The 18,443-nt window shown below is 63.5% G+C and carries 12 protein-coding genes and 1 pseudogene; 7 read left to right on the forward strand and 6 right to left on the reverse strand.

Annotated features, from left to right (window positions below; translation table 11 throughout):
• Nucleotides 1–46: 46 nt before the first annotated feature.
• The 3 genes from BTHE68_RS37145 to fixL all read right to left on the reverse strand — a co-directional run bounded on the left by BTHE68_RS37145 (nt 47) and on the right by fixL (nt 4,982).
• Nucleotides 47–1,351, reverse strand: coding sequence for a DUF3300 domain-containing protein (locus BTHE68_RS37145; protein ID WP_286202783.1), 1,305 nt, complete (start codon nt 1,349–1,351; stop codon nt 47–49).
• Nucleotides 1,352–1,815: 464 nt separating this feature from the next.
• Nucleotides 1,816–2,451, reverse strand: coding sequence for an oxygen response regulator transcription factor FixJ (fixJ, locus tag BTHE68_RS04600; protein WP_162065331.1), 636 nt, complete (start codon nt 2,449–2,451; stop codon nt 1,816–1,818).
• A complete protein-coding gene (gene fixL, locus BTHE68_RS04605; RefSeq protein WP_162065332.1) occupies nt 2,448–4,982 on the reverse strand; it encodes an oxygen sensor histidine kinase FixL in 2,535 nt (844 codons plus the stop codon). Before fixL ends, fixJ begins: the two co-directional genes overlap by 4 nt.
• Before the next feature lie 281 nt (nt 4,983–5,263).
• On the opposite strand from fixL, the gene aceE reads away from it, so the two are divergent.
• The 4 genes and pseudogenes from aceE (at nt 5,264) to lpdA (ending at nt 11,801) form a co-directional block, all read left to right on the forward strand.
• On the forward strand, nt 5,264–7,957 hold the full coding sequence (gene aceE, locus BTHE68_RS04610; protein WP_162065333.1) for a pyruvate dehydrogenase (acetyl-transferring), homodimeric type: 2,694 nt from the start codon (nt 5,264–5,266) through the stop codon (nt 7,955–7,957).
• A 79-nt stretch (nt 7,958–8,036) separates the two neighbouring features.
• Nucleotides 8,037–9,674, forward strand: coding sequence for a dihydrolipoyllysine-residue acetyltransferase (gene aceF / locus BTHE68_RS04615; RefSeq protein WP_162065334.1), 1,638 nt, complete (start codon nt 8,037–8,039; stop codon nt 9,672–9,674).
• Nucleotides 9,675–9,749: 75 nt separating this feature from the next.
• A pseudogene (locus BTHE68_RS37235) lies at nt 9,750–9,962 on the forward strand (biotin/lipoyl-containing protein); the annotation flags it as partial.
• A gap of 102 nt (nt 9,963–10,064) precedes the next feature.
• On the forward strand, nt 10,065–11,801 hold the full coding sequence (gene lpdA, locus BTHE68_RS04620) for a dihydrolipoyl dehydrogenase (protein WP_353622646.1): 1,737 nt from the start codon (nt 10,065–10,067) through the stop codon (nt 11,799–11,801).
• A 158-nt stretch (nt 11,802–11,959) separates the two neighbouring features.
• On the opposite strand, the gene BTHE68_RS04625 is transcribed toward lpdA, so the two are convergent.
• The gene (locus BTHE68_RS04625; protein ID WP_061175859.1) at nt 11,960–12,535 is read right to left on the reverse strand and encodes a phasin family protein; all 576 of its coding nucleotides are present in this window, start codon (nt 12,533–12,535) and stop codon (nt 11,960–11,962) included.
• A 776-nt stretch (nt 12,536–13,311) separates the two neighbouring features.
• Here BTHE68_RS04625 and pbpG point away from each other — a divergent pair.
• Nucleotides 13,312–14,496, forward strand: a complete 1,185-nt coding sequence (gene pbpG, locus BTHE68_RS04630; RefSeq protein WP_162065336.1) for a D-alanyl-D-alanine endopeptidase — start codon at nt 13,312–13,314, stop codon at nt 14,494–14,496.
• Nucleotides 14,497–14,572: 76 nt separating this feature from the next.
• Here the strand turns inward: pbpG and BTHE68_RS04635 are convergent, their stop codons facing one another.
• The gene (locus BTHE68_RS04635; RefSeq protein ID WP_162065337.1) at nt 14,573–15,388 is read right to left on the reverse strand and encodes an IclR family transcriptional regulator; all 816 of its coding nucleotides are present in this window, start codon (nt 15,386–15,388) and stop codon (nt 14,573–14,575) included.
• A gap of 189 nt (nt 15,389–15,577) precedes the next feature.
• Between BTHE68_RS04635 and BTHE68_RS04640 the strand changes: the two genes are divergently transcribed.
• Both BTHE68_RS04640 and BTHE68_RS04645 read left to right on the forward strand, forming a co-directional pair.
• Nucleotides 15,578–16,312, forward strand: a complete 735-nt coding sequence (locus BTHE68_RS04640) for a (Fe-S)-binding protein (protein ID WP_162065338.1) — start codon at nt 15,578–15,580, stop codon at nt 16,310–16,312.
• Between the two features lie 24 nt (nt 16,313–16,336).
• Nucleotides 16,337–17,749 (forward strand): LutB/LldF family L-lactate oxidation iron-sulfur protein, encoded by a 1,413-nt coding sequence (locus BTHE68_RS04645; protein WP_162065339.1) that lies wholly within the window; start codon nt 16,337–16,339, stop codon nt 17,747–17,749.
• Nucleotides 17,750–17,831: 82 nt separating this feature from the next.
• Here BTHE68_RS04645 and BTHE68_RS04650 read toward each other — a convergent pair whose 3' ends face one another.
• The gene (locus BTHE68_RS04650) at nt 17,832–18,368 is read right to left on the reverse strand and encodes a hypothetical protein (protein WP_162065340.1); all 537 of its coding nucleotides are present in this window, start codon (nt 18,366–18,368) and stop codon (nt 17,832–17,834) included.
• Nucleotides 18,369–18,443: the final 75 nt, after the last annotated feature.

The raw sequence follows: 18,443 nt of genomic DNA on the forward strand, positions 1-18,443 counted from the left end.
CGTCCGCCGCTCGCGCGGCGCTTGGGCGTTGAAGTCGTATCGATCATCAACGGCGATGGAATCCGCCGCCGCCTCCGCCGCCGCGATGACCGCCACCGCCGCCACCTCCGCCGAAACCGCCCTGATGCTGAATTCCGCCGCCACCGCCGCCGAATCCGCCACCCCCACCCCCGCCACCTTGACGCTGCACGCCGCCGCCACCGCCGCCGACGCGCTCATGTGACTGATTGGCGAACGACTGCCGGCTCGCCTGTCCGCGCTGCATGTCCTGACGCGCGCCGTTGCCATCGCCCGCGCCGCGCAGCGCGTTATCGCGATTCACGTTTTGCGAGCGCTGACGCAGATCGCTGTTGTTGAGCGCTTTCTCGCCGCCGCCCTGACGAATGCCCTGCACGCGCTGGCTCGCCGACTCGTTGAGATTCTGTCCCGTGCGTTTTTGCAACGTCTGCGCGGCTTGCGCGCGCGCATCCTCACGGCCGCGAAACTGGTTGGCGTTGGCGCCGCGATTCGCGTTGTTGAGCGTGTTTTGCCGGTTCGCGACATTGGTCCGGTTGAACTGCGGATCGTTGCGATTCCAGCGCATGTTGTTCGTGTTCGAACTGATGCGGTTGTTCACGTTGACGTTGTTGTAGCGGTTCACGTTGACGTTCACGTCGCCGCGATTCCAGTCGCAACCGCCCCACAGCGAGTTTGCGACCGCGACGCCCGCGCCGAACGCGAGACCGCCGACGAACGCCGATGCCATCGCATAGCCCGGCGGCGGCGGCACGTAGACCGGCGGATAGGCCGGATACGGCCACGTGCCGTAGACGACCGTGGGGTTGTACGTCGGCACGTAGACCACTTGCGGGTTGGCCGGCTCGATCTGGATCACCGTGGTGCTCGCGGTCGTGCTGCCCGCCGGCGCCGGCGCGCTCGTGACCTTCTGCTGCTCGGTCGTCTTGAGGTTGCCCGCGCTTTGCGCCGCGCGCCGCAGACGCTGGACGGAGTCCATCACGTCGCTCGGTTGCGCGATGAAGGCATTGCCGAGCTGCGTCACCCAGTCGATCTTGGAGGCCATCGTCGCGAGCGCCTGCGGGAACGCGACGAGCGATTGCACGCTCGGGTCCCACGGTTCGGACTGCACGGCTTTCACCGCGTCGTCGCCCTTGATGTTCGGATTCGCCTTCGACCACTCGGCCGCCGCGGTGACGTCCGACGGATACGTCGTCGCCATCAGCACCTGGGCGAGCAGCGCGTCGGGATAGAGCGCGACGGGTGCGGTCAGCGCGTCGAGCTGCTGGTTGGTGAGCTTCGCGGCGCTCTGCGTTTGCGCCTGAGCCGGGGCGGGATGGAGCGCCGCGAACGGCATTGCAAGCGCCATGCTCATCGCGATGATGCGCAGCGTGCGCGAGCGATGCGCGAGGACGGAGTAGGGGGTTCGTTTCAAGATCGGATCCTCCGGTGCACGCCGCTCGACGCGGCGGGATGCGTCGGTTGTTTGCTGAGAGACGGCAAACTGATGCGCAGTGCTTGATGAATGCGAGGGGATCGGTAGGCAAGTGTCTTCGGCTTCGAAGGCCGGCACGCCAAACGTTTGACTGTCGAGCAAGGACGCAGCAGCCGTCTTGTCGCGCATGACCGTTATCCGGTAGTGAAGGTCACGCCAACTTACGGGCGGCCCTCTGGGTGTGTCAACGTGATTGAGGAAATATCACGTTTCACGTTCGCCGGCAACGGGGACTGGAAGAGGAAAACGACGCGCGCCCGGCATCGGGCGCGGCATGCAAGCGCGGCCGGCGTGTCGACGCCGGCCGCGTGGGGAGAGGGAAGCCGTTACTGCTGCGGCTTGTTCGACAGCGCGAGACGCAGCAGATCGGCGACGGTATTGACCGAGAGCTTCTCCATGATGTTCGCGCGATGCGCTTCCACCGTCTTGATGCTGATGCCGAGGTCGTCGGCGATCTGCTTGTTCAGGCGGCCCGCGATGATGCGCTCGAGCACCTGATGCTCGCGCGCGGTCAGCTTGCCCAGACGCTCGGCGGCGGCGCGCTGTTGCTGCACGCTGCTGCTCTCGCTGCGCGCCTTTTCCAGCATGCGTTCCACGAGCTTGCGCAGCTCGGCTTCGTCGAAGGGTTTCTCGATGAAGTCCATCGCGCCTTTTTTCATAGTCGAGACGGCCATCGGCACGTCGCCGTGACCGGTCACGAAGATGATCGGCAGCAGCGAATTCTCGGCGATGAGTTTCTCCTGCAATTCGAGCCCCGTCATGCCGGCCATGCGCACATCGAGAATCAGACAGGAGATCGCCCCGGAATGGGAGATCGGCAGATAGACGTCGAGGAACGATTCCGCGCTGGAGAAACACTGAACGCGATAGCCGTTTGCTTCGAGCAGCCAGCGCAAGGAATCACGCACGGCTTCGTCATCGTCGACGACGAAGACGGTTTCCTGAGTGGTGACTGTGCTCATAGTTCTCCCGTAACTGTTTGTTGTCTCGTATGTTCGTCCTGCGCATCCGTGCCGCCCGTGCCCGACGAACCTTCCACTTCGCCGATCGGCAGGCTGCAGTGGAAGGTCGCGCCGGTCACGTGGCCGTCCGCTTCGACGTTGTTGACCACCCAAAGGCGTCCGCGATGCGACTCGATGATCGAGCGGCAGATGTTCAGCCCCATGCCCATGCCATCGGACTTGGTGCTGTAGAACGGTTCGAAGAGGCGTTCGGCGGTCGCTTCGTCCACGCCCGGACCCTGATCGACCACGCTGATGCACACGACGCCGCCATCCATGCGCTGGACGACTACGCGTATCACCGGATCGACGGCGTTTGGTTTCGCATCATGCATCGCTTCGGCCGCGTTTTTCAACAGGTTGACCAACACTTGCTCGATCAAAACCGGGTCGACGTAAATCACGGGCATCCGCGAGCGGATTTCGGTGACGATGCGGATCTTGCGTTTGCGCGCCTCGATCTCGGCTAGACCGACCGCGTCCGCGACGATATCGGCGACGCGCGCGGCCTGGCGTTTCGGCTCGCTGCGCTTCACGAACTCGCGGATGCGCTTGATGATCATGCCCGCGCGCACGGCCTGTTGCGCGGTCTTTTCCAGCACGGGCAGCAGCGTTTCCTGCGTCATGCGCCCGGACTTCACCAGCGCGACGCAGCCCGAGCAGTAGTTGTTGATCGCGGCGAGCGGCTGATTCAGCTCGTGCGCGAGCGACGACGCCATCTCGCCCATCGTCATCAGGCGGCTCGTGAACTGCAGCTTCTCTTCCTGCTGATGCGCGAGTTCCTGCGCCTGCTTGCGCTGCGTGATGTCGGTCGCGATCTGCATCTGCGCGAGATGGCCGTCCACCCATTGGATGTACTGGCGGCGCACCTCGAACCACTTCTGGATGCCGTCGACGTAGACCTCCTGCGCGTCCGCCGAGCTTTCGGTGAGCGCGGTGGCGGGCAGGCCCGCGTAGGTATCGACCATGTCGATGGTGTCGGACGAGCTTTGCGAGCCGCCGTCGAACGCGGCGCCCGCGAGTTCCAGATGCCCGTCCGGACGGATGCCGAACAGATGCCGGTAATAGCGGTTCGCGAACAGCAGCTCGGCTTCGTCGGCGGCGAGCACGGAGACGGCCGCGTCGAGGCTTTCGAGCACGGTGGTGAAGCGCTCGTGCGCGGCGGCGAGTTCTTCGCGCGCGCGCTTGGGCTCGGTGATGTCCGTCATCGACGACATCCAGCCGGTCTGGCGGCCGGAGCTGTCGATCAGCGGCGAGACGTAGAGGCGCGCGTGGAAGAACGAGCCGTCCTTGCGGCGCACGCGCAATTCGAAACCGGACGAGGGCGCCTTGCCGCGCAGGGTCATGTCGAGCTGGCGCTGCATCTCCGGATACGCGTCGCGCGGCCAGTACGGGAACGGCGCATTCTTGCCGACGAGATCGCTTTCGTCCCAGCCGGTCATGCGGCAGAACGCCGGGTTCACGTGCGTGATGCGGCCGTGCATGTCGAGCACGCGCATGCCGATCAGCACCGAGTTTTCCATCGCGCGGCGAAAGAAGGCTTCGGCATAAAGCGCTTGCTGCGCCTCGAAGCGCTGGCGCGTGTGCTTCCACAGGCTCCACAGACTCCACAGCACGAAGCAGGACAAACCGGCGACGAGCCACACGAGCGTGTTGTTGGTGAAATTCGTGAGCTGCGGATACGAATATACGCGCACGGACAAACCTTGCCCCGGCGGATCGAGCGGCAGGTCGTAGAACATGTCGCGCGGCAGACGCGGACGGCTCGACGTGGTCGCGAGCTCGCGGTTGTTCAGATCCGTGATGGAAATCTTGTACTTCGCCGACAGTTCGCTGGGAATGTCGTGCTTCAGCACGCCTTCGATCGAAAACACCGCGGCGATCGAGCCGAGGAACTCGCGGTCCCGGAAAACCGGCGTCTGCAGCGTGATATAGCCATTGCCGAGATCATCGTAGAGCAACGGCGAGTAGACTTGGCGGCGGGACGTGCGCGCCTCGTCGAACGCAGCCTGCACGGCTTCGTCCATTTGCGTTTCGTTGGGCTTGGCGAGACGCGAACCGAGCACCGGCAGCGGTGTGTTGGGCCAGCGGGGCTTATGCTCGCTCGTGTACCAGTTCATGTAGAGGATCTCGGGATGCCCCTGCATGATGTCGGTGGACGAGTTCTGGAAGTTTTGCGGGTCGCCGTGGCCGGTCGCGATATCGCGGGCGAGCGCCTGAATCTGCTCCTGCGCGCCGGTCATCGACAGACGGATTTGCTGCTGTGCCCACGCCACATTGCGATAAAGCGTGTCTTCCTGCTGCTGTTGCTCGCGCCGGTTCAGACTCCAGAGAATCAGACTCATCACGACCAGAAATACGAGGATCGAAATGAGCGGCGTGAGTAAATAGGAGTTCGACCACCACGGTCCGTGGTGCCAGCGGGAGGGCGAGGCGTCTGTCGGCTTGCGCGCGAGCCTTGCCGAGCGTTTGATCAGCCGTTCGGTCAACATGGAAGCGATTGTAACGCAGCGCCTGATTGTTAATTGGCGTAAAAAGACGGTAAAGAAGCTTCGATGGCGGGAAAAGGAGGAGAAACATCTGAACAAAAAAGGCTTATCGGACGGTGCGTTGCAGCAATTTTTCGTATGGTGAGATGAACTCTCATGATTTGAAAAATTCCTTGCGTCATGGTCTGGACCCTCTTTAGAATTGCCGGCACGCGGCCAGTGCCCGCCTTCGATCGGGCGCGCGCCGGCGGTTCTCAGAGTGTTCCTCACATCAGGAGACGAGCATGTCCGCTGTACCCGACGAAGTTCTCAAATATGTCGCCAACGCAAAGGACGACGATCCTCAAGAAACCGCCGAGTGGCTGGACGCGCTCGATGGCGTGATTTCCGCGGTCGGTCCTGATCGCGCGCACTACCTGATCGAGAAACAGATCGAATTCGCTCGCGTGCATGGCGAGCACCTGCCGTTCTCGGCGAACACGCCGTACATCAACACGATCCCCGTCGCTGGCCAGGCGAAGATTCCGGGCGATCAGGACATCGAACACCGCATCCGCTCGTACACCCGCTGGAACGCCATCGCGATGGTGCTGCGCGCAGGCAAGGACACGAACGTCGGCGGCCACATTGCATCGTTCGCATCGGCCGCGACCCTCTATGACGTCGGCTTCAACCACTTCTGGCATGCGCCGTCGAAGGAACACGGCGGCGATCTCGTGTTCGTGCAGGGGCACTCGTCGCCGGGCGTGTACTCGCGCGCGTTCCTGCTGGGCCGCCTGACCGAAAAGCAACTGAACAACTTCCGCCAGGAAGTGGGCGGCGAGGGCATCTCGTCGTATCCGCACCCGTGGCTGATGCCGGATTTCTGGCAATTCCCGACCGTCTCGATGGGCCTCGGCCCGATCATGGCGATCTACCAGGCGCGCTTCATGAAGTACATGGCGGCGCGCGGCATGGCCAAGACCGAAGGCCGTAAGGTCTGGGCGTTCCTCGGCGACGGCGAGACGGACGAGCCGGAATCGCTCGGCGCGATCGGCATGGCCGGCCGCGAGCGTCTGGACAACCTCGTGTTCGTCATCAACTGCAATCTGCAGCGTCTTGACGGTCCGGTGCGCGGCAACGGCAAGATCATCCAGGAACTCGAAAGCGAATTCCGCGGCGCGGGCTGGAACGTCATCAAGGTCATCTGGGGCAGCCGCTGGGACGCGCTTTTCGCGCGCGACAAAACCGGCGCGCTGATGCGCCGCATGATGGAAGTCGTCGACGGCGAATACCAGACGTACAAGTCGGAGTCGGGCGCGTTCGTGCGCGAGCACTTCTTCAACACGCCGGAGCTCAAGGCGCTGGTTGCAGACTGGTCCGATGACGACATCTGGAATCTGAATCGCGGCGGCCATGATCCGCACAAGATCTACGCCGCGTTCGACGCAGCGACCAAGACGAAGGGCGCGCCGACCGTCATCCTCGCCAAGACCATCAAGGGTTATGGCATGGGCGAGCACGGCCAGGCGATGAACATCACGCACCAGCAGAAGAAGCTGCCGATCGACACGCTGAAGAAATTCCGCGATCAGTTCCGTCTGCCGCTCTCGGACGAGCAAATCGCCGACGTGCCGTACCTCACGTTCGAGGAAGGCTCGAAGGAACTCGAGTACATGCGTCAGAAGCGCATGGACCTGGGCGGCTATCTGCCGACGCGTCGCGAAAAGGCGGAGTCGCTGCCGGTGCCGGCGCTCGCCGCATTCGAGCCGCTGCTCAAGGGCACGGGCGAAGGCCGCGAGATCTCCACGACGATGGCGTTCGTGCGGATCCTGAACATCCTGCTGAAGGACAAGGCGCTCGGCAAGCGCATCGTGCCGATCGTGCCGGACGAGTCGCGTACCTTCGGCATGGAAGGCCTGTTCCGCCAGATCGGCATCTGGAATCAGGAAGGCCAGAAGTACATTCCGGAAGACTCCGACCAGCTGATGTTCTACAAGGAATCGACGACGGGTCAGATTCTGCAGGAAGGCATCAACGAAGCGGGTGGCATGTGTGACTGGATCGCGGCCGCGACGTCGTACTCGACGCACGGCGAGATCATGATCCCGTTCTACATCTTCTACTCGATGTTCGGCTTCCAGCGCATCGGCGATCTGGCATGGGCGGCGGGCGACATGCGCTCGCGCGGCTTCCTGCTGGGCGGCACCGCGGGCCGCACGACGCTCAACGGCGAAGGCCTGCAGCACGAAGACGGCCACTCGCTCTTGTGGGCGGCGTCGGTTCCGAACTGCGTGAGCTACGACCCGACCTTCGGTTACGAACTCGCTGTCATCATGCAGGACGGCCTGCGCCGCATGGTCGCGGAGCAGGAAGACGTGTACTACTACATCACGGTGATGAACGAGAACTACGAGCATCCGGCGATCCCGCAAGGCGATGCGGTGGCCTCGGACATCATCAAGGGCATGTACGCGTTCAAGAAGGCCGAGGCTCCGGCCAAGGCGCACGTCCAGCTGATGGGCGCGGGCACGATCTTCAACGAAGTGATCGCCGCCGCCGACCTGCTGAAGAACGACTGGGGCGTCAGCGCCGATCTCTGGAGCGTGCCGAGCTTCACCGAACTGGCCCGCGACGGTCAGGCGTGCGAGCGCTGGAACCTGCTGCATCCGACGGAAGAGAAGCGCGTGCCGCACGTGAGCGCGCTGCTCAAGGGCGCGAAGGGCCCGGTGATTGCATCGACGGACTACATCCGTGCGCTCGTCGACCAGATCCGCGGCCATGTGCCGAACAAGTTCGTGGTGCTCGGCACCGACGGTTACGGCCGCTCGGATACGCGCGAGGCGCTGCGCCACTTCTTCGAAGTCGACCGCTACTGGGTGACGCTGGCCGCGCTGAATGCGCTGGCCGACGAAGGCACGATCGAGCGCAAGGTCGTCGCTGAGGCGATCAAGAAGTACAACCTCGACCCGTCCAAACCCAACCCGATGACCGTCTAAAGGCATCGCCCCCGTGCGTTGTGACGCGGGCTCCTTCCGAAGCGGAAGGAGCCCGCGTGCAACCCAGGAGACACTAATAATGAGTCAAGCGATCGAAGTCAAAGTGCCGGACATCGGCGATTACAAGGACGTCCCCGTGATCGAGGTACTGGTCAAGGTGGGCGATACCGTGGAGCCCGAGCAGTCGCTCGTCACCCTCGAATCGGATAAAGCCACGATGGACGTGCCGAGCTCGGCAGCGGGCGTCGTGAAGGAAATCAAGGTCAAAGTGGGCGACAACGTGTCGGAAGGCACGCTGATCGTCGTGCTGGAAGGCGGCGCGTCCGCCGAAGCACCGAAGCAGGCCGCCGCGCCTGCTCCGGCAGCCGCTCCGGCTGCCGCTGCCGCGCCTGCGGCGAGCGGCGGCGGTTCCGTCGAAGTGAAGGTGCCGGACATCGGCGACTTCAAGGACATTCCGGTCATCGAGATCGGCGTGAAGGTCGGCGACAAGGTCGAGAAGGAGCAGTCGCTCGTCACGCTCGAATCCGACAAGGCGACGATGGACGTGCCGAGCCCCGCGTCGGGCACGGTGAAGGAACTGAAGGTCAAGGTCGGCGACACGGTGTCCGAAGGCACGCTGATCCTCGTGCTGGAAGGCGGCGATGGCGCGGCAGCGCCCGCGGCGGCTGCCGCGCCCGCGCCTGCCAAGCCGGTCGAAGTGCCGTCGGATGCGCCCGCGAAACCGGTGCCCGCGAAAGAGCCGCCGTCCGCGCTCGCGCAGGCGCCCGTGATCCCGGCCGGCGACGGCACGCGCACGTCCAGCCACGCGTCGCCTTCGGTGCGCAAGTTCGCGCGCGATCTGGGCGTCGATGTCTCGCGTGTGAGCGGCACGGGTCCGAAGGGCCGTATCACGCAGGAAGACATCACCGCGTTCGTGAAGGGCGTGATGACGGGGCAGGGCAAGGCGCCTGCCGCGGCGGCGCCGGCGGGCGGCGGCGGTGGCGAGCTGGGTCTCTTGCCGTGGCCGAAGATCGACTTCACCAAGTTCGGCCCGGTCGATCCGAAGCCGCTGTCGCGCATCAAGAAGATCTCGGGCGCGAACCTGCATCGCAACTGGGTGATGATCCCGCACGTCACGAACAACGACGAAGCGGACATCACCGAGCTCGAAGAACTGCGCGTGAAGCTGAACAAGGAACACGAAAAGGCCGGCGTGAAGTTCACGATGCTCGCGTTCGTCATCAAGGCCGTGGTCTCGGCGCTCAAGAAGTTCCCGGACTTCAACGCGAGCCTGGACGGCGACAACCTCGTGTTCAAGAAGTACTACCACGTCGGTTTCGCGGCCGATACGCCGAACGGCCTCGTCGTTCCGGTGATCCGCGACGCGGACAAGAAGGGCCTCGTCGATATCGCCAAGGAAATGGCGGAGCTGTCGAAGCTCGCGCGCGACGGCAAGCTCAAGCCCGATCAGATGCAGGGCGGCTGCTTCTCGATCTCGTCGCTGGGCGGCATCGGCGGAACGCACTTCACGCCGATCATCAACGCGCCCGAAGTCGCGATTCTCGGTCTGTCGCGCGGCTATCAGAAGCCCGTGTGGGACGGCAAGCAGTTCGTACCGCGCCTCACGCTGCCGATGTCGCTGTCGTACGACCATCGCGTCATCGACGGTGCGGCCGCTGCGCGCTTCAACGCTTATCTGTCGGCGATTCTGGGCGATTTCCGTCGCGTCATTCTCTGATCTTCTGATCTGGCCGACGGCGGAACCTCGGGGCTTTGCCCTGAGGTTCCATCCGCACATCTCTTAGGGGACAACATGAGTCTCGTCGAACTAAAAGTACCCGACATCGGCGACTTCTCCGATGTCGATGTCATCGAAGTCAATATCAAACCCGGCGACAGCATCGAAAAGGAACAGGGCGTCATCACGCTCGAAACCGACAAGGCCACGATGGAAGTGCCCGCCGATTTCGCGGGCACCGTCAAGGAAGTGAAGGTCAAGCAGGGCGACAAGGTCTCGCAGGGCTCGGTCATCGCGATGGTCGAAACGGAAGGCGCGGGTGCTGCGGCTGCGCCCGCTGCCGCGCCGGCTCCGGCCGCCGCGCCCGCGCAGGCTGCGGCCGGTGGCGGCGTGCAGGACGTGAAGGTGCCGGACATCGGCGACTTCAAGGACATTCCGGTCATCGAAGTGCACGTGAAACCGGGCGATACGGTCGAGAAGGAGCAGTCGCTCATCACGCTCGAATCCGACAAGGCCACGATGGACGTGCCTTCGCCTGCTGCGGGCACGGTGAAGGAAGTGAAGGTGAAGGTCGGCGACAACGTGTCGGAAGGCACGCTGGTTCTGACGCTCGAAGGCGGCGCGGCGGCTCCCGCGGCGGCGCCTCAAAAAGCGGCGCCGGCACCTGCCGCCGCACCCACGCCTGCACCTCAGGCCGGCAGCTATTCCGGTTCGGCGGATGTCGAGTGCGACATGCTCGTGCTCGGCGCGGGTCCCGGCGGCTATTCGGCGGCGTTCCGCTCCGCCGACCTCGGCATGAAGACGGTGCTGGTCGAGCGTTATTCGACGCTGGGCGGCGTGTGTCTGAACGTCGGCTGCATCCCGTCCAAGGCGTTGCTGCACACCGCGCTCGTCATCGACGAAGCGGCGGAACTCGCGGCGCACGGCATCAGCTTCGGCGAGCCGAAGGTCGATCTCGACAAGCTGCGTGGCTTCAAGGAAGGCGTCGTCAAGAAGCTGACCGGCGGTCTCGCGGGCATGGCGAAGGCGCGCAAGGTTCAGGTCGTGACGGGCGTCGGCAATTTCGTCGATCCGTATCACATGGAAGTGAACGGTCCGGACGGCAAGAAGGTCGTGAAGTTCAAGCAGGCGATCATCGCGGCCGGTTCGCAGGCGGTGAAGCTGCCGTTCTTCCCGGACGATCCGCGTGTCGTCGATTCGACCGGCGCGCTCGAACTGCGTCAGCTGCCGAAGCGCATGCTCGTGGTGGGCGGCGGCATCATCGGCCTGGAAATGGCGACGGTGTATTCGACGCTCGGCGCGGACATCGATGTCGTCGAAATGCTCGACGGCCTGATGGCCGGCGCGGACCGCGATCTCGTGAAAGTCTGGGAGAAGTTCAACGCCAAGCGCTTCACGAACCTGATGCTCAAGACCAAGACGACCAAGGCCGAGGCCAGGGAAGACGGCATCTACGTGACCTTCGAAGGCGAGAAGGCGCCGAGCGAACCGCAGCGTTACGACCTCGTGCTGCTCGCGGTCGGCCGCAGCCCGAACGGCGGCAAGATCGGCGCGGACAAGGCGGGCGTGGCGGTGACGGATCGCGGCTTCATCAACGTCGACAAGCAGATGCGTACCAACGTGCCGCACATCTTCGCGATCGGCGATCTCGTCGGCCAGCCGATGCTCGCGCACAAGGCCGTGCATGAAGGCCACGTCGCGGCGGAAGCGGCCCACGGCGAGAAGGCATATTTCGATGCGCTGCAGATTCCATCGGTGGCTTACACCGATCCGGAAGTGGCGTGGGCCGGCAAGACGGAAGAACAGTGCAAGGCCGAAGGCATCAAGTTCGGCAAGGCGGTGTTCCCGTGGGCCGCATCGGGCCGCGCGATCGCCAATGGCCGCGATGAAGGCTTCACCAAGCTCATCTTCGATGAAACGACGCATCGCGTGATCGGCGGCGGCATCGTCGGTCTGAATGCGGGCGATCTGATCAGCGAAGTGTGTCTCGCGATCGAGATGGGCGCGGATGCGACCGACATCGGCAAGACGATCCACCCGCACCCGACGCTCGGCGAATCGGTCGGTATGGCTGCCGAGTTGTACGAAGGCGTGTGCACGGACTTGCCGCCGCAGCGCAAGAAGTAAGCGCAGCGCTTCAAGAAAGTGCCAAGGCGCGCTCCTTCACGGGAGCGCGCCTTTTCTTTATGCGTAACGCAAAAGACGGACGAAAAAAAACCCGGCGCAAGGGCCGGGTTCTTCTCGATGCGTGCTGCGCTCAACCGGGCAGGGCCCGGCCGTCAAACTTACGCAACCGACTTCTTGGCGACGCGCGAAGCTTGTTCGGTCGCTTGCGTAGCAGCCTTCGTCGCAGCCGTGGCGGCGGCGTTGAAGTTGCTTTCAGCGATTTCGACAGCTTGCTTCGTTGCCTTGTGAACCGTTTCGTACGTCGTGTTGGCGGCGGTGATGGCCGACTTGATCACGGCGACAGCGGTTTCCGAGCCGGCCGGTGCGTTCTTCGCGACGTTGTCGACGAGCGTTTGCACCTTGCGGTTCTGTTCTTCGTACTGCGCTTCCGCGACGCGGGCGAATTCAGCTTGCGTGGCCGACGCGATTTCATACAGGTGACGGCCATACGACAGCACCTTTTCAGCGACCGGCTGCGTCAGGCTGGCTTGCAGCGCGAGCAGTTCTTGCGCGTCCTTCACCGACAGCGCGCGCTGTGCGTTTTCCTGGCTTTCGGCCAGCGTCGACTTCACGACTTGCAGGTTCAGTTCGACCAGCTTCTCGACGCCTTCGAACGCCTTGTTCGTCAGACCGAACAGCGTGTCGAAATTGGCTTTCTGTGCAGCGGCGATTTGCTCGGGGGTCAACAGCGTCATCTCAGGCTCCTGATGGCCGACCCATCAAACGCGGGTCGTGGTTTGGGTAGATCCGGCGCGATGAACCTGGCCGGCTAAGTGCAACTGCGATTGGTGCGTCGCAACATGAAGCTCATTTTAGAGATATTCCGATGGATGTCAAGCACTTTTTGTGCGCCGCACAAAAGGCGGAAAAGGCTTGTTAAACAAGAGCTTACTTGTCGATAATTCCTGCTGACAAGGGCTCCGTGAAAACCCTATGCACCTTGGCGGGGCAGGGCTCTCAGCGCGACGCGGCGAGTATGCGAGACCTCATAAGACCACGAGCGCGTGAAAGTTTGATGTTGCGTCCGCGCGCGTAAATCACGGTCTGACGCGGCGCAAAACAAGATGTTTCTGAAGTTCGTCCTATTTTTAGGATGTCGCCGTACACCAAATTGTTGAAGAAACGTTAACATTTCGGCTGTCCGATTTCCCGTGCGATGACCCGTGGCATCCGGGTGCTCACATCCCTCGATTCGAAAGTCTGCGTTTTGTCCGGCCTGCTTCACGCATTTGCCTAAAGTCGTGGAAAGTTTTGCCGATAGTGCGTTGGTCGTTGTGTAGAAAGCGCGCTTTGGGCAGCACTGTTTCCGCCGGCACGATCGTTTTTTCCGATCGAGGCGCGCTGTTGATCGGCAATATGCAATCGCGGCTTACAACTCGGATTAACGAGTGCCGATAAGTGCTTAATATTGCTTAAATTTAGTAGCTTCACTACACTTGGCGGTACTCTCCAGCCGCCCAACAGAACACCAATGAAAACCGAAATGTTTTCGTCGCTGAAGATGGTGCATGGCGTGGCAATGCGCTCGGCATTGTCCATCGCTGTCTCCATCGTCGTAGCGACGTCCTTCGCAGCGGCTCCGGCTGAAGCCCTCGCAAAGACCGCCACCGCAACCAAGACTGCAAAGAAACCCGCCGCCACAGCCGAAAAGCCGGCGCGCGTCGCGAAAACCTCCCTGAAGGCCCCCAAGCCGGCGAAGGCCGCGAAGGTTGCCGCTGCCGATGACGACGACGATGCGCCCCGTGCATCGCGCAAGCGCCGCGTCTCGTACCGCATGGAACCGCACGCGCGCCGCGGCGCGGTGCATGCGGTGGCGTATCAGCCGCGTGCGACGTCGGTCGGTCAGGCGTTCGGCCTGCACGACACGCCCGACAGTCTCGCGCTGCGCTCGAGCGTCGCCTATGTGGTGGACCAGAACACGTCTGAGACGCTCTTCGACAAGAACTCGCGCGCCGTCGTGCCGATCGCCTCGATCACCAAGCTGATGACCGCGATGGTCGTGCTCGACTCACACACGCCGCTCACCGAAGATCTGAGCGTCACGGACGAAGACCGCGACTACGAGAAGTTCACCGGTTCGCGCCTGGCCGTCGGCTCGGTGCTGAATCGCGAGGACATGCTGCATATCGCGCTGATGGCATCCGAGAATCGCGCGGCGGCGGCGTTGTCGCGTTATTACCCGGGTGGCCGTCCGGCGTTCATCGCCGCGATGAACGCGAAGGCCAAATCGCTCGGCATGACCGACACGCACTTCGAGAACTCGACGGGTCTGACGAGCCAGAACGTGTCGAGCGCGCGTGACCTCGTGAAGATGGTCAACGCGGCATATCAGTATCCGATGATCCGCAAGTTCTCGACCGACCGCAGTTACGACGTCTTCACCGGCAAGCGCAATCTCGCCTACAACAGCACGAATGCGCTGATCCGTAACGCGTCGTGGGATATCGGCTTGCAGAAGACCGGCTTCATCAACGAAGCGGGCGAATGTCTCGTGATGCAGGCGAACGTGAACGGCCGTCCGGTCGTGATGGTGCTGCTCGACTCCTACGGCAAGTACTCGCGTTTCGCCGATGCAGGCCGCCTGCGCTCGTTTCTCGATACGCTTGGCGAGCCGCACATCATGAGCGCGGACATGGGCAGCGGCGCCAATCCGTAAGCCGCGCTCGAGCGGTCGCTCAAAAGCAAACGGGATTCGTCGAAAGACGAATCCCGTTTTTCATTGGCGCGCGGTTTCAGCGATGCGCGTGGTGTGCCGGCGGCGTGTCGGGCACCGCCTGTTCCGGGTGATAGCCGAGCGATTGCGAGATTTCGAGCGCGGTGTGGCTCAGTTGCTTGAGCCACGCGTCCTGAAGGCGGTCGGCGGGCGCGGATAGCGACAGGCCGGCGACCAGTCGTCCGGTATCGTCGTAAATGCCCGCGGCGATGCAGCGCACGCCGAGTTCGAGTTCCTCGTTGTCGCGCGCGCAGGCTTGCTGGCGCACGAGGGACAACTCGCGCTCGAGCTTGGTGAGATCGGTGATGCTGTTTTGCGTGTGGCCGGAGAGGCCGGTACGCATCGCGTAGGCGCGCACGCGCGTGGCTTCGTCGGCGGCGAGAAAGAGCTTGCCGACCGAGGTCAGATGCAGAGGCGCACGGCCGCCGATCGCGCGTACGACCTGCATGCCGGAACGCTCCGAATACGCGCGCTCGATATAGACGATCTCATCGCCCTGGCGCACGGACAGATTCACGGTCTGGCCAGTCTGGCGATGCAGTTCTCGCATCGGCGGCATCGCGGCTTCGCGCACCGAAAGACGCGCTTTCACCAGGTTGCCGAGTTCCAGCAAACGCATGCCGAGCCGGTAGGTGCCAGGGTCCGAACGGTCGACGAGCCGGCACAACACCATGTCGTTGAGGATGCGGTGCGCCGTGGACGGGTGCAGATCGGTGCTCTGGGAGAGCTCTTTCAGGCTGACGGGATCAGTGTGACCGGCGAGTGCGTCGAGAAGACGCATCATGCGCTCGATCACTTGAATGGAAGTCTTGGATTCCGGGTTCGTATCGCTCATCGTGAAAAATCGGTTGATGCGTCAAACAGCGGAATGGCAATTGTATCTCATAATGTGAAAAAAAGAACGCTGCTAACGAACAGGGATCGCGCCGGTCTCGCGCGCGGGGGCTGCGAGCGCCGCCGGGCCTGACTTTTCGCGGATAATCGCCGTGCGTTCACATCACTTCTACAAAACAGGAAACGCCCCATGCGAGTCGGACTATTCGTCACGTGTCTCATCGACATGATGCGCCCCGAGATCGGCTTCTCGGTCATCAAGCTGATCGAGCGGGCAGGGTTCGAAGTCATCGTTCCGCCCTCGCAGACCTGTTGCGGCCAGCCTGCGTATAACTCGGGCGACCGGCCGCTCGCTCGCGATCTCGCCGAAAAGACGCTGGGCGAGTTCGAGCAGTTCGATTACGTGGTCGTGCCGTCGGGTTCCTGCGGCGGCATGATCCGCGCGCATTACGGCGATCTGTTTCGCGACGATCCGCAACTGATGAGCCGCTACGCGCGCCTGCAGCCGCGCGTATTCGAGCTGACCGATTTTCTCGTGACCGTCGCGAAGGCGCGCATGGAGCCGGGTGCGTTCGACGGCATGGTGACCTATCACGATTCCTGCTCGGGCCTGCGTGAGCTCGGCGTCAAGTCGCAGCCGCGCGAACTGCTCGCGCAGGCGGGCGTGCCGGTCACCGAGATGAGCGGCTGCGAGCACTGCTGCGGCTTCGGCGGCACGTTCGCGGTGAAGTATGGCGACATCTCGACTGCGATCGTCGATGAAAAATGCGCGAATATCCGCGCCAGCGGGGCGGATGCCGTCGTGCTCGGCGACCTCGGCTGCATGCTGAACATCGAAGGGCGCCTGCGCCGCACCGGCGATACGTCGACGCGCGTGCTGCACATCGCGCAGGTGCTCGCGGGCGACGCGCAAGGCCGCGCCTGAGCGCATCGAAAAGAGAGATCCCACATGCAAGTCCAGACGATGCACTTCAAGGCCCGCGCCGCCAGCAAGCTCGCAGATGAGCGCCTGCAGCAGAATCTCACGAAGCTCTCGACCAAGTTCGTCAGCGCGCGGGCGAGCGCGGTGCGCGAAATCGACTTCGAAGCGACGCGCGCCGCGCTGAAAGAGCGCCGCGACCGCGCGCTCGAGAATCTCGACGTGTGGCTTGAAACCTTCGAGCGCGAGGCGACCCGGCGCGGCGCCACGGTGCTGTACGCGGAAACGACGCAGGATGCGGCGAAGCTCGTCGCGGACATCGCCCGCAAGCACGACGTGAAGAAGGTCATCAAGACCAAGTCGATGGTCTCGGAAGAGATGCAGTTGAATCGCGTGCTCGGTGAGATGGGCGTGCAGTCGATCGAAACCGATCTCGGCGAATACATCCTGCAGATCAACGACAACGAACCGCCGAGTCACATCATCGCGCCGGTCGTTCACAAGGATAAGGAGCAGATCGCCGATCTCTTCGCGAAGACGCACAACAAGCCGCGTCTCACCGACATTCCCGAGATGACCCGGGAAGCGCGCGAGGTGCTGCGTCCGCATTTCATGTCGGCGGACATGGGGGTGACGGGCGGCAACTTTCTGATCGCGGAGACGGGGTCCGTAGCCGTCGTGACCAACGAGGGCAACGAAGGCATGTGCACGGTGATGCCGCGTGTGCATGTGGCGGTGACGGGGATCGAAAAGGTGCTGCCGACGCTCGAGGATCTCGCGACCGCGATGCGCCTGTTGCCGCGCTCGGCGACCGGCCAGACCATCTCGAACTACTTTTCGCTGTTGACCGGCCCGCGCGCGCCCGGCGAAACCGACGGCCCCGAGCATATGTATTTCGTGCTCGTCGATGGCGGGCGGACCGGGCTGATCGGCGGCGAGTTTCAGGAGATGCTGCGCTGTATCCGCTGCGGCGCGTGCATGAATCATTGCCCGGTGTATCAGAAGATCGGCGGGCATGCGTACGGCTGGGTGTATCCCGGGCCGATGGGCTCGGTACTCACGCCGGCGTACGTCGGTATCGACAAGGCGCTCGATCTGCCGCAAGCCGCGACGCTGTGCGGCGAGTGCAACAGCGTCTGTCCGGTGGGCATTCCGTTGTCGGATTTGCTGCGCAAGTTGCGCGAGAAGCAGATGGAGCGGCGGCTGCGGCCATGGAACGAACGCGCCGCGCTCGCGGCGTGGGGTTATCTTGCCAGGCGCCCGGCGGCGTACGCGCTATTCACCAAGCTCGCGGTGCGCGTGCTCGAACGCATGGGCGGCAGCCGGAAAGCAATCTCGCGATTGCCTTTCGCCGCCGGATGGACCGGCACACGCGACATGCCCGCGCCGGTCGGGCGTACGTTCCGCGAGCTTTATAAGGCGCAGCGGTCACATCTGGGATGAACGCAGCGTCGGGAAATTAAAACGGCGCCGGAACATGCGTTCCGGCGCCGTTTATTCGTCTTTCGACGTCCGGGCGATTGGCTCAGTTGCCGACCGGCCCGGTATGCCATTTGTTGTTCCCGCCGCCGTAACTGGGATTGCCGCTATTACCGCCGCGATTTCCGCCGCCCGAATTGGCCGGCGGTGGGGATGCGGGCCGCATCGGAGGACCGCCGACGGCCTTGGGCAACGGTTGCGCACCGCCGCCCGCCTGTGGCGGCGGACCACCGGGCGGACGTCCGCCGCCGGCCTGCGGCGGCGGGCCGCCGTGATCGCCATTGTGCGGCCGGTTGTTCCAGTTTCCCGGAGGAGGACGCCGCCAGCCGGGGCCGTCATCCCAATAGCGGCTCGGGCCGGGACCGCCATAGTAGCCACCCCCGTAATACCCGCCCCCGACGACGACACCCGGTTGCACGACCGGCGGACCGCCGTAGTACCCACCGCCATAACCATATCCCGGATCGTCGTAGACGCCCGGACCATAGGCGCCACCGTAGGCCGGCGCGCCTGGATAGGCTGCACAGCCGCCCAGAAGCGCGGCGGACGACGCAAGCAAGAGACCAGCGACTGCGAATTTCATGACTTTGAACGTACCTGTCGAACCATTACTGAATAAGACACCAGCAGCGCGCGGATGTCCCCGACAACTTTGTAA

The organism is Burkholderia sp. THE68 (assembly GCF_009938265.1).
Classification (GTDB): Bacteria; Pseudomonadota; Gammaproteobacteria; order Burkholderiales; family Burkholderiaceae; genus Caballeronia.

Bases quoted from the DNA above. Each gene is read 5' to 3' on its own strand.
- aceF (WP_162065334.1), top strand. From the start codon at position 8,037: ATGAGTCAAGCGATCGAAGTCAAAGTGCCGGACATCGGCGATTACAAG.
- BTHE68_RS37145 (WP_286202783.1), bottom strand. From the start codon at position 1,351: ATGCCGTTCGCGGCGCTCCATCCCGCCCCGGCTCAGGCGCAAACGCAG.
- aceE (WP_162065333.1), top strand. From the start codon at position 5,264: ATGTCCGCTGTACCCGACGAAGTTCTCAAATATGTCGCCAACGCAAAG.
- BTHE68_RS04650 (WP_162065340.1), bottom strand. From the start codon at position 18,368: ATGAAATTCGCAGTCGCTGGTCTCTTGCTTGCGTCGTCCGCCGCGCTT.
- BTHE68_RS04625 (WP_061175859.1), bottom strand. From the start codon at position 12,535: ATGACGCTGTTGACCCCCGAGCAAATCGCCGCTGCACAGAAAGCCAAT.
- fixJ (WP_162065331.1), bottom strand. From the start codon at position 2,451: ATGAGCACAGTCACCACTCAGGAAACCGTCTTCGTCGTCGACGATGAC.
- fixL (WP_162065332.1), bottom strand. From the start codon at position 4,982: ATGTTGACCGAACGGCTGATCAAACGCTCGGCAAGGCTCGCGCGCAAG.
- BTHE68_RS04645 (WP_162065339.1), top strand. From the start codon at position 16,337: ATGCAAGTCCAGACGATGCACTTCAAGGCCCGCGCCGCCAGCAAGCTC.
- BTHE68_RS04635 (WP_162065337.1), bottom strand. From the start codon at position 15,388: ATGAGCGATACGAACCCGGAATCCAAGACTTCCATTCAAGTGATCGAG.
- BTHE68_RS04640 (WP_162065338.1), top strand. From the start codon at position 15,578: ATGCGAGTCGGACTATTCGTCACGTGTCTCATCGACATGATGCGCCCC.
- pbpG (WP_162065336.1), top strand. From the start codon at position 13,312: ATGAAAACCGAAATGTTTTCGTCGCTGAAGATGGTGCATGGCGTGGCA.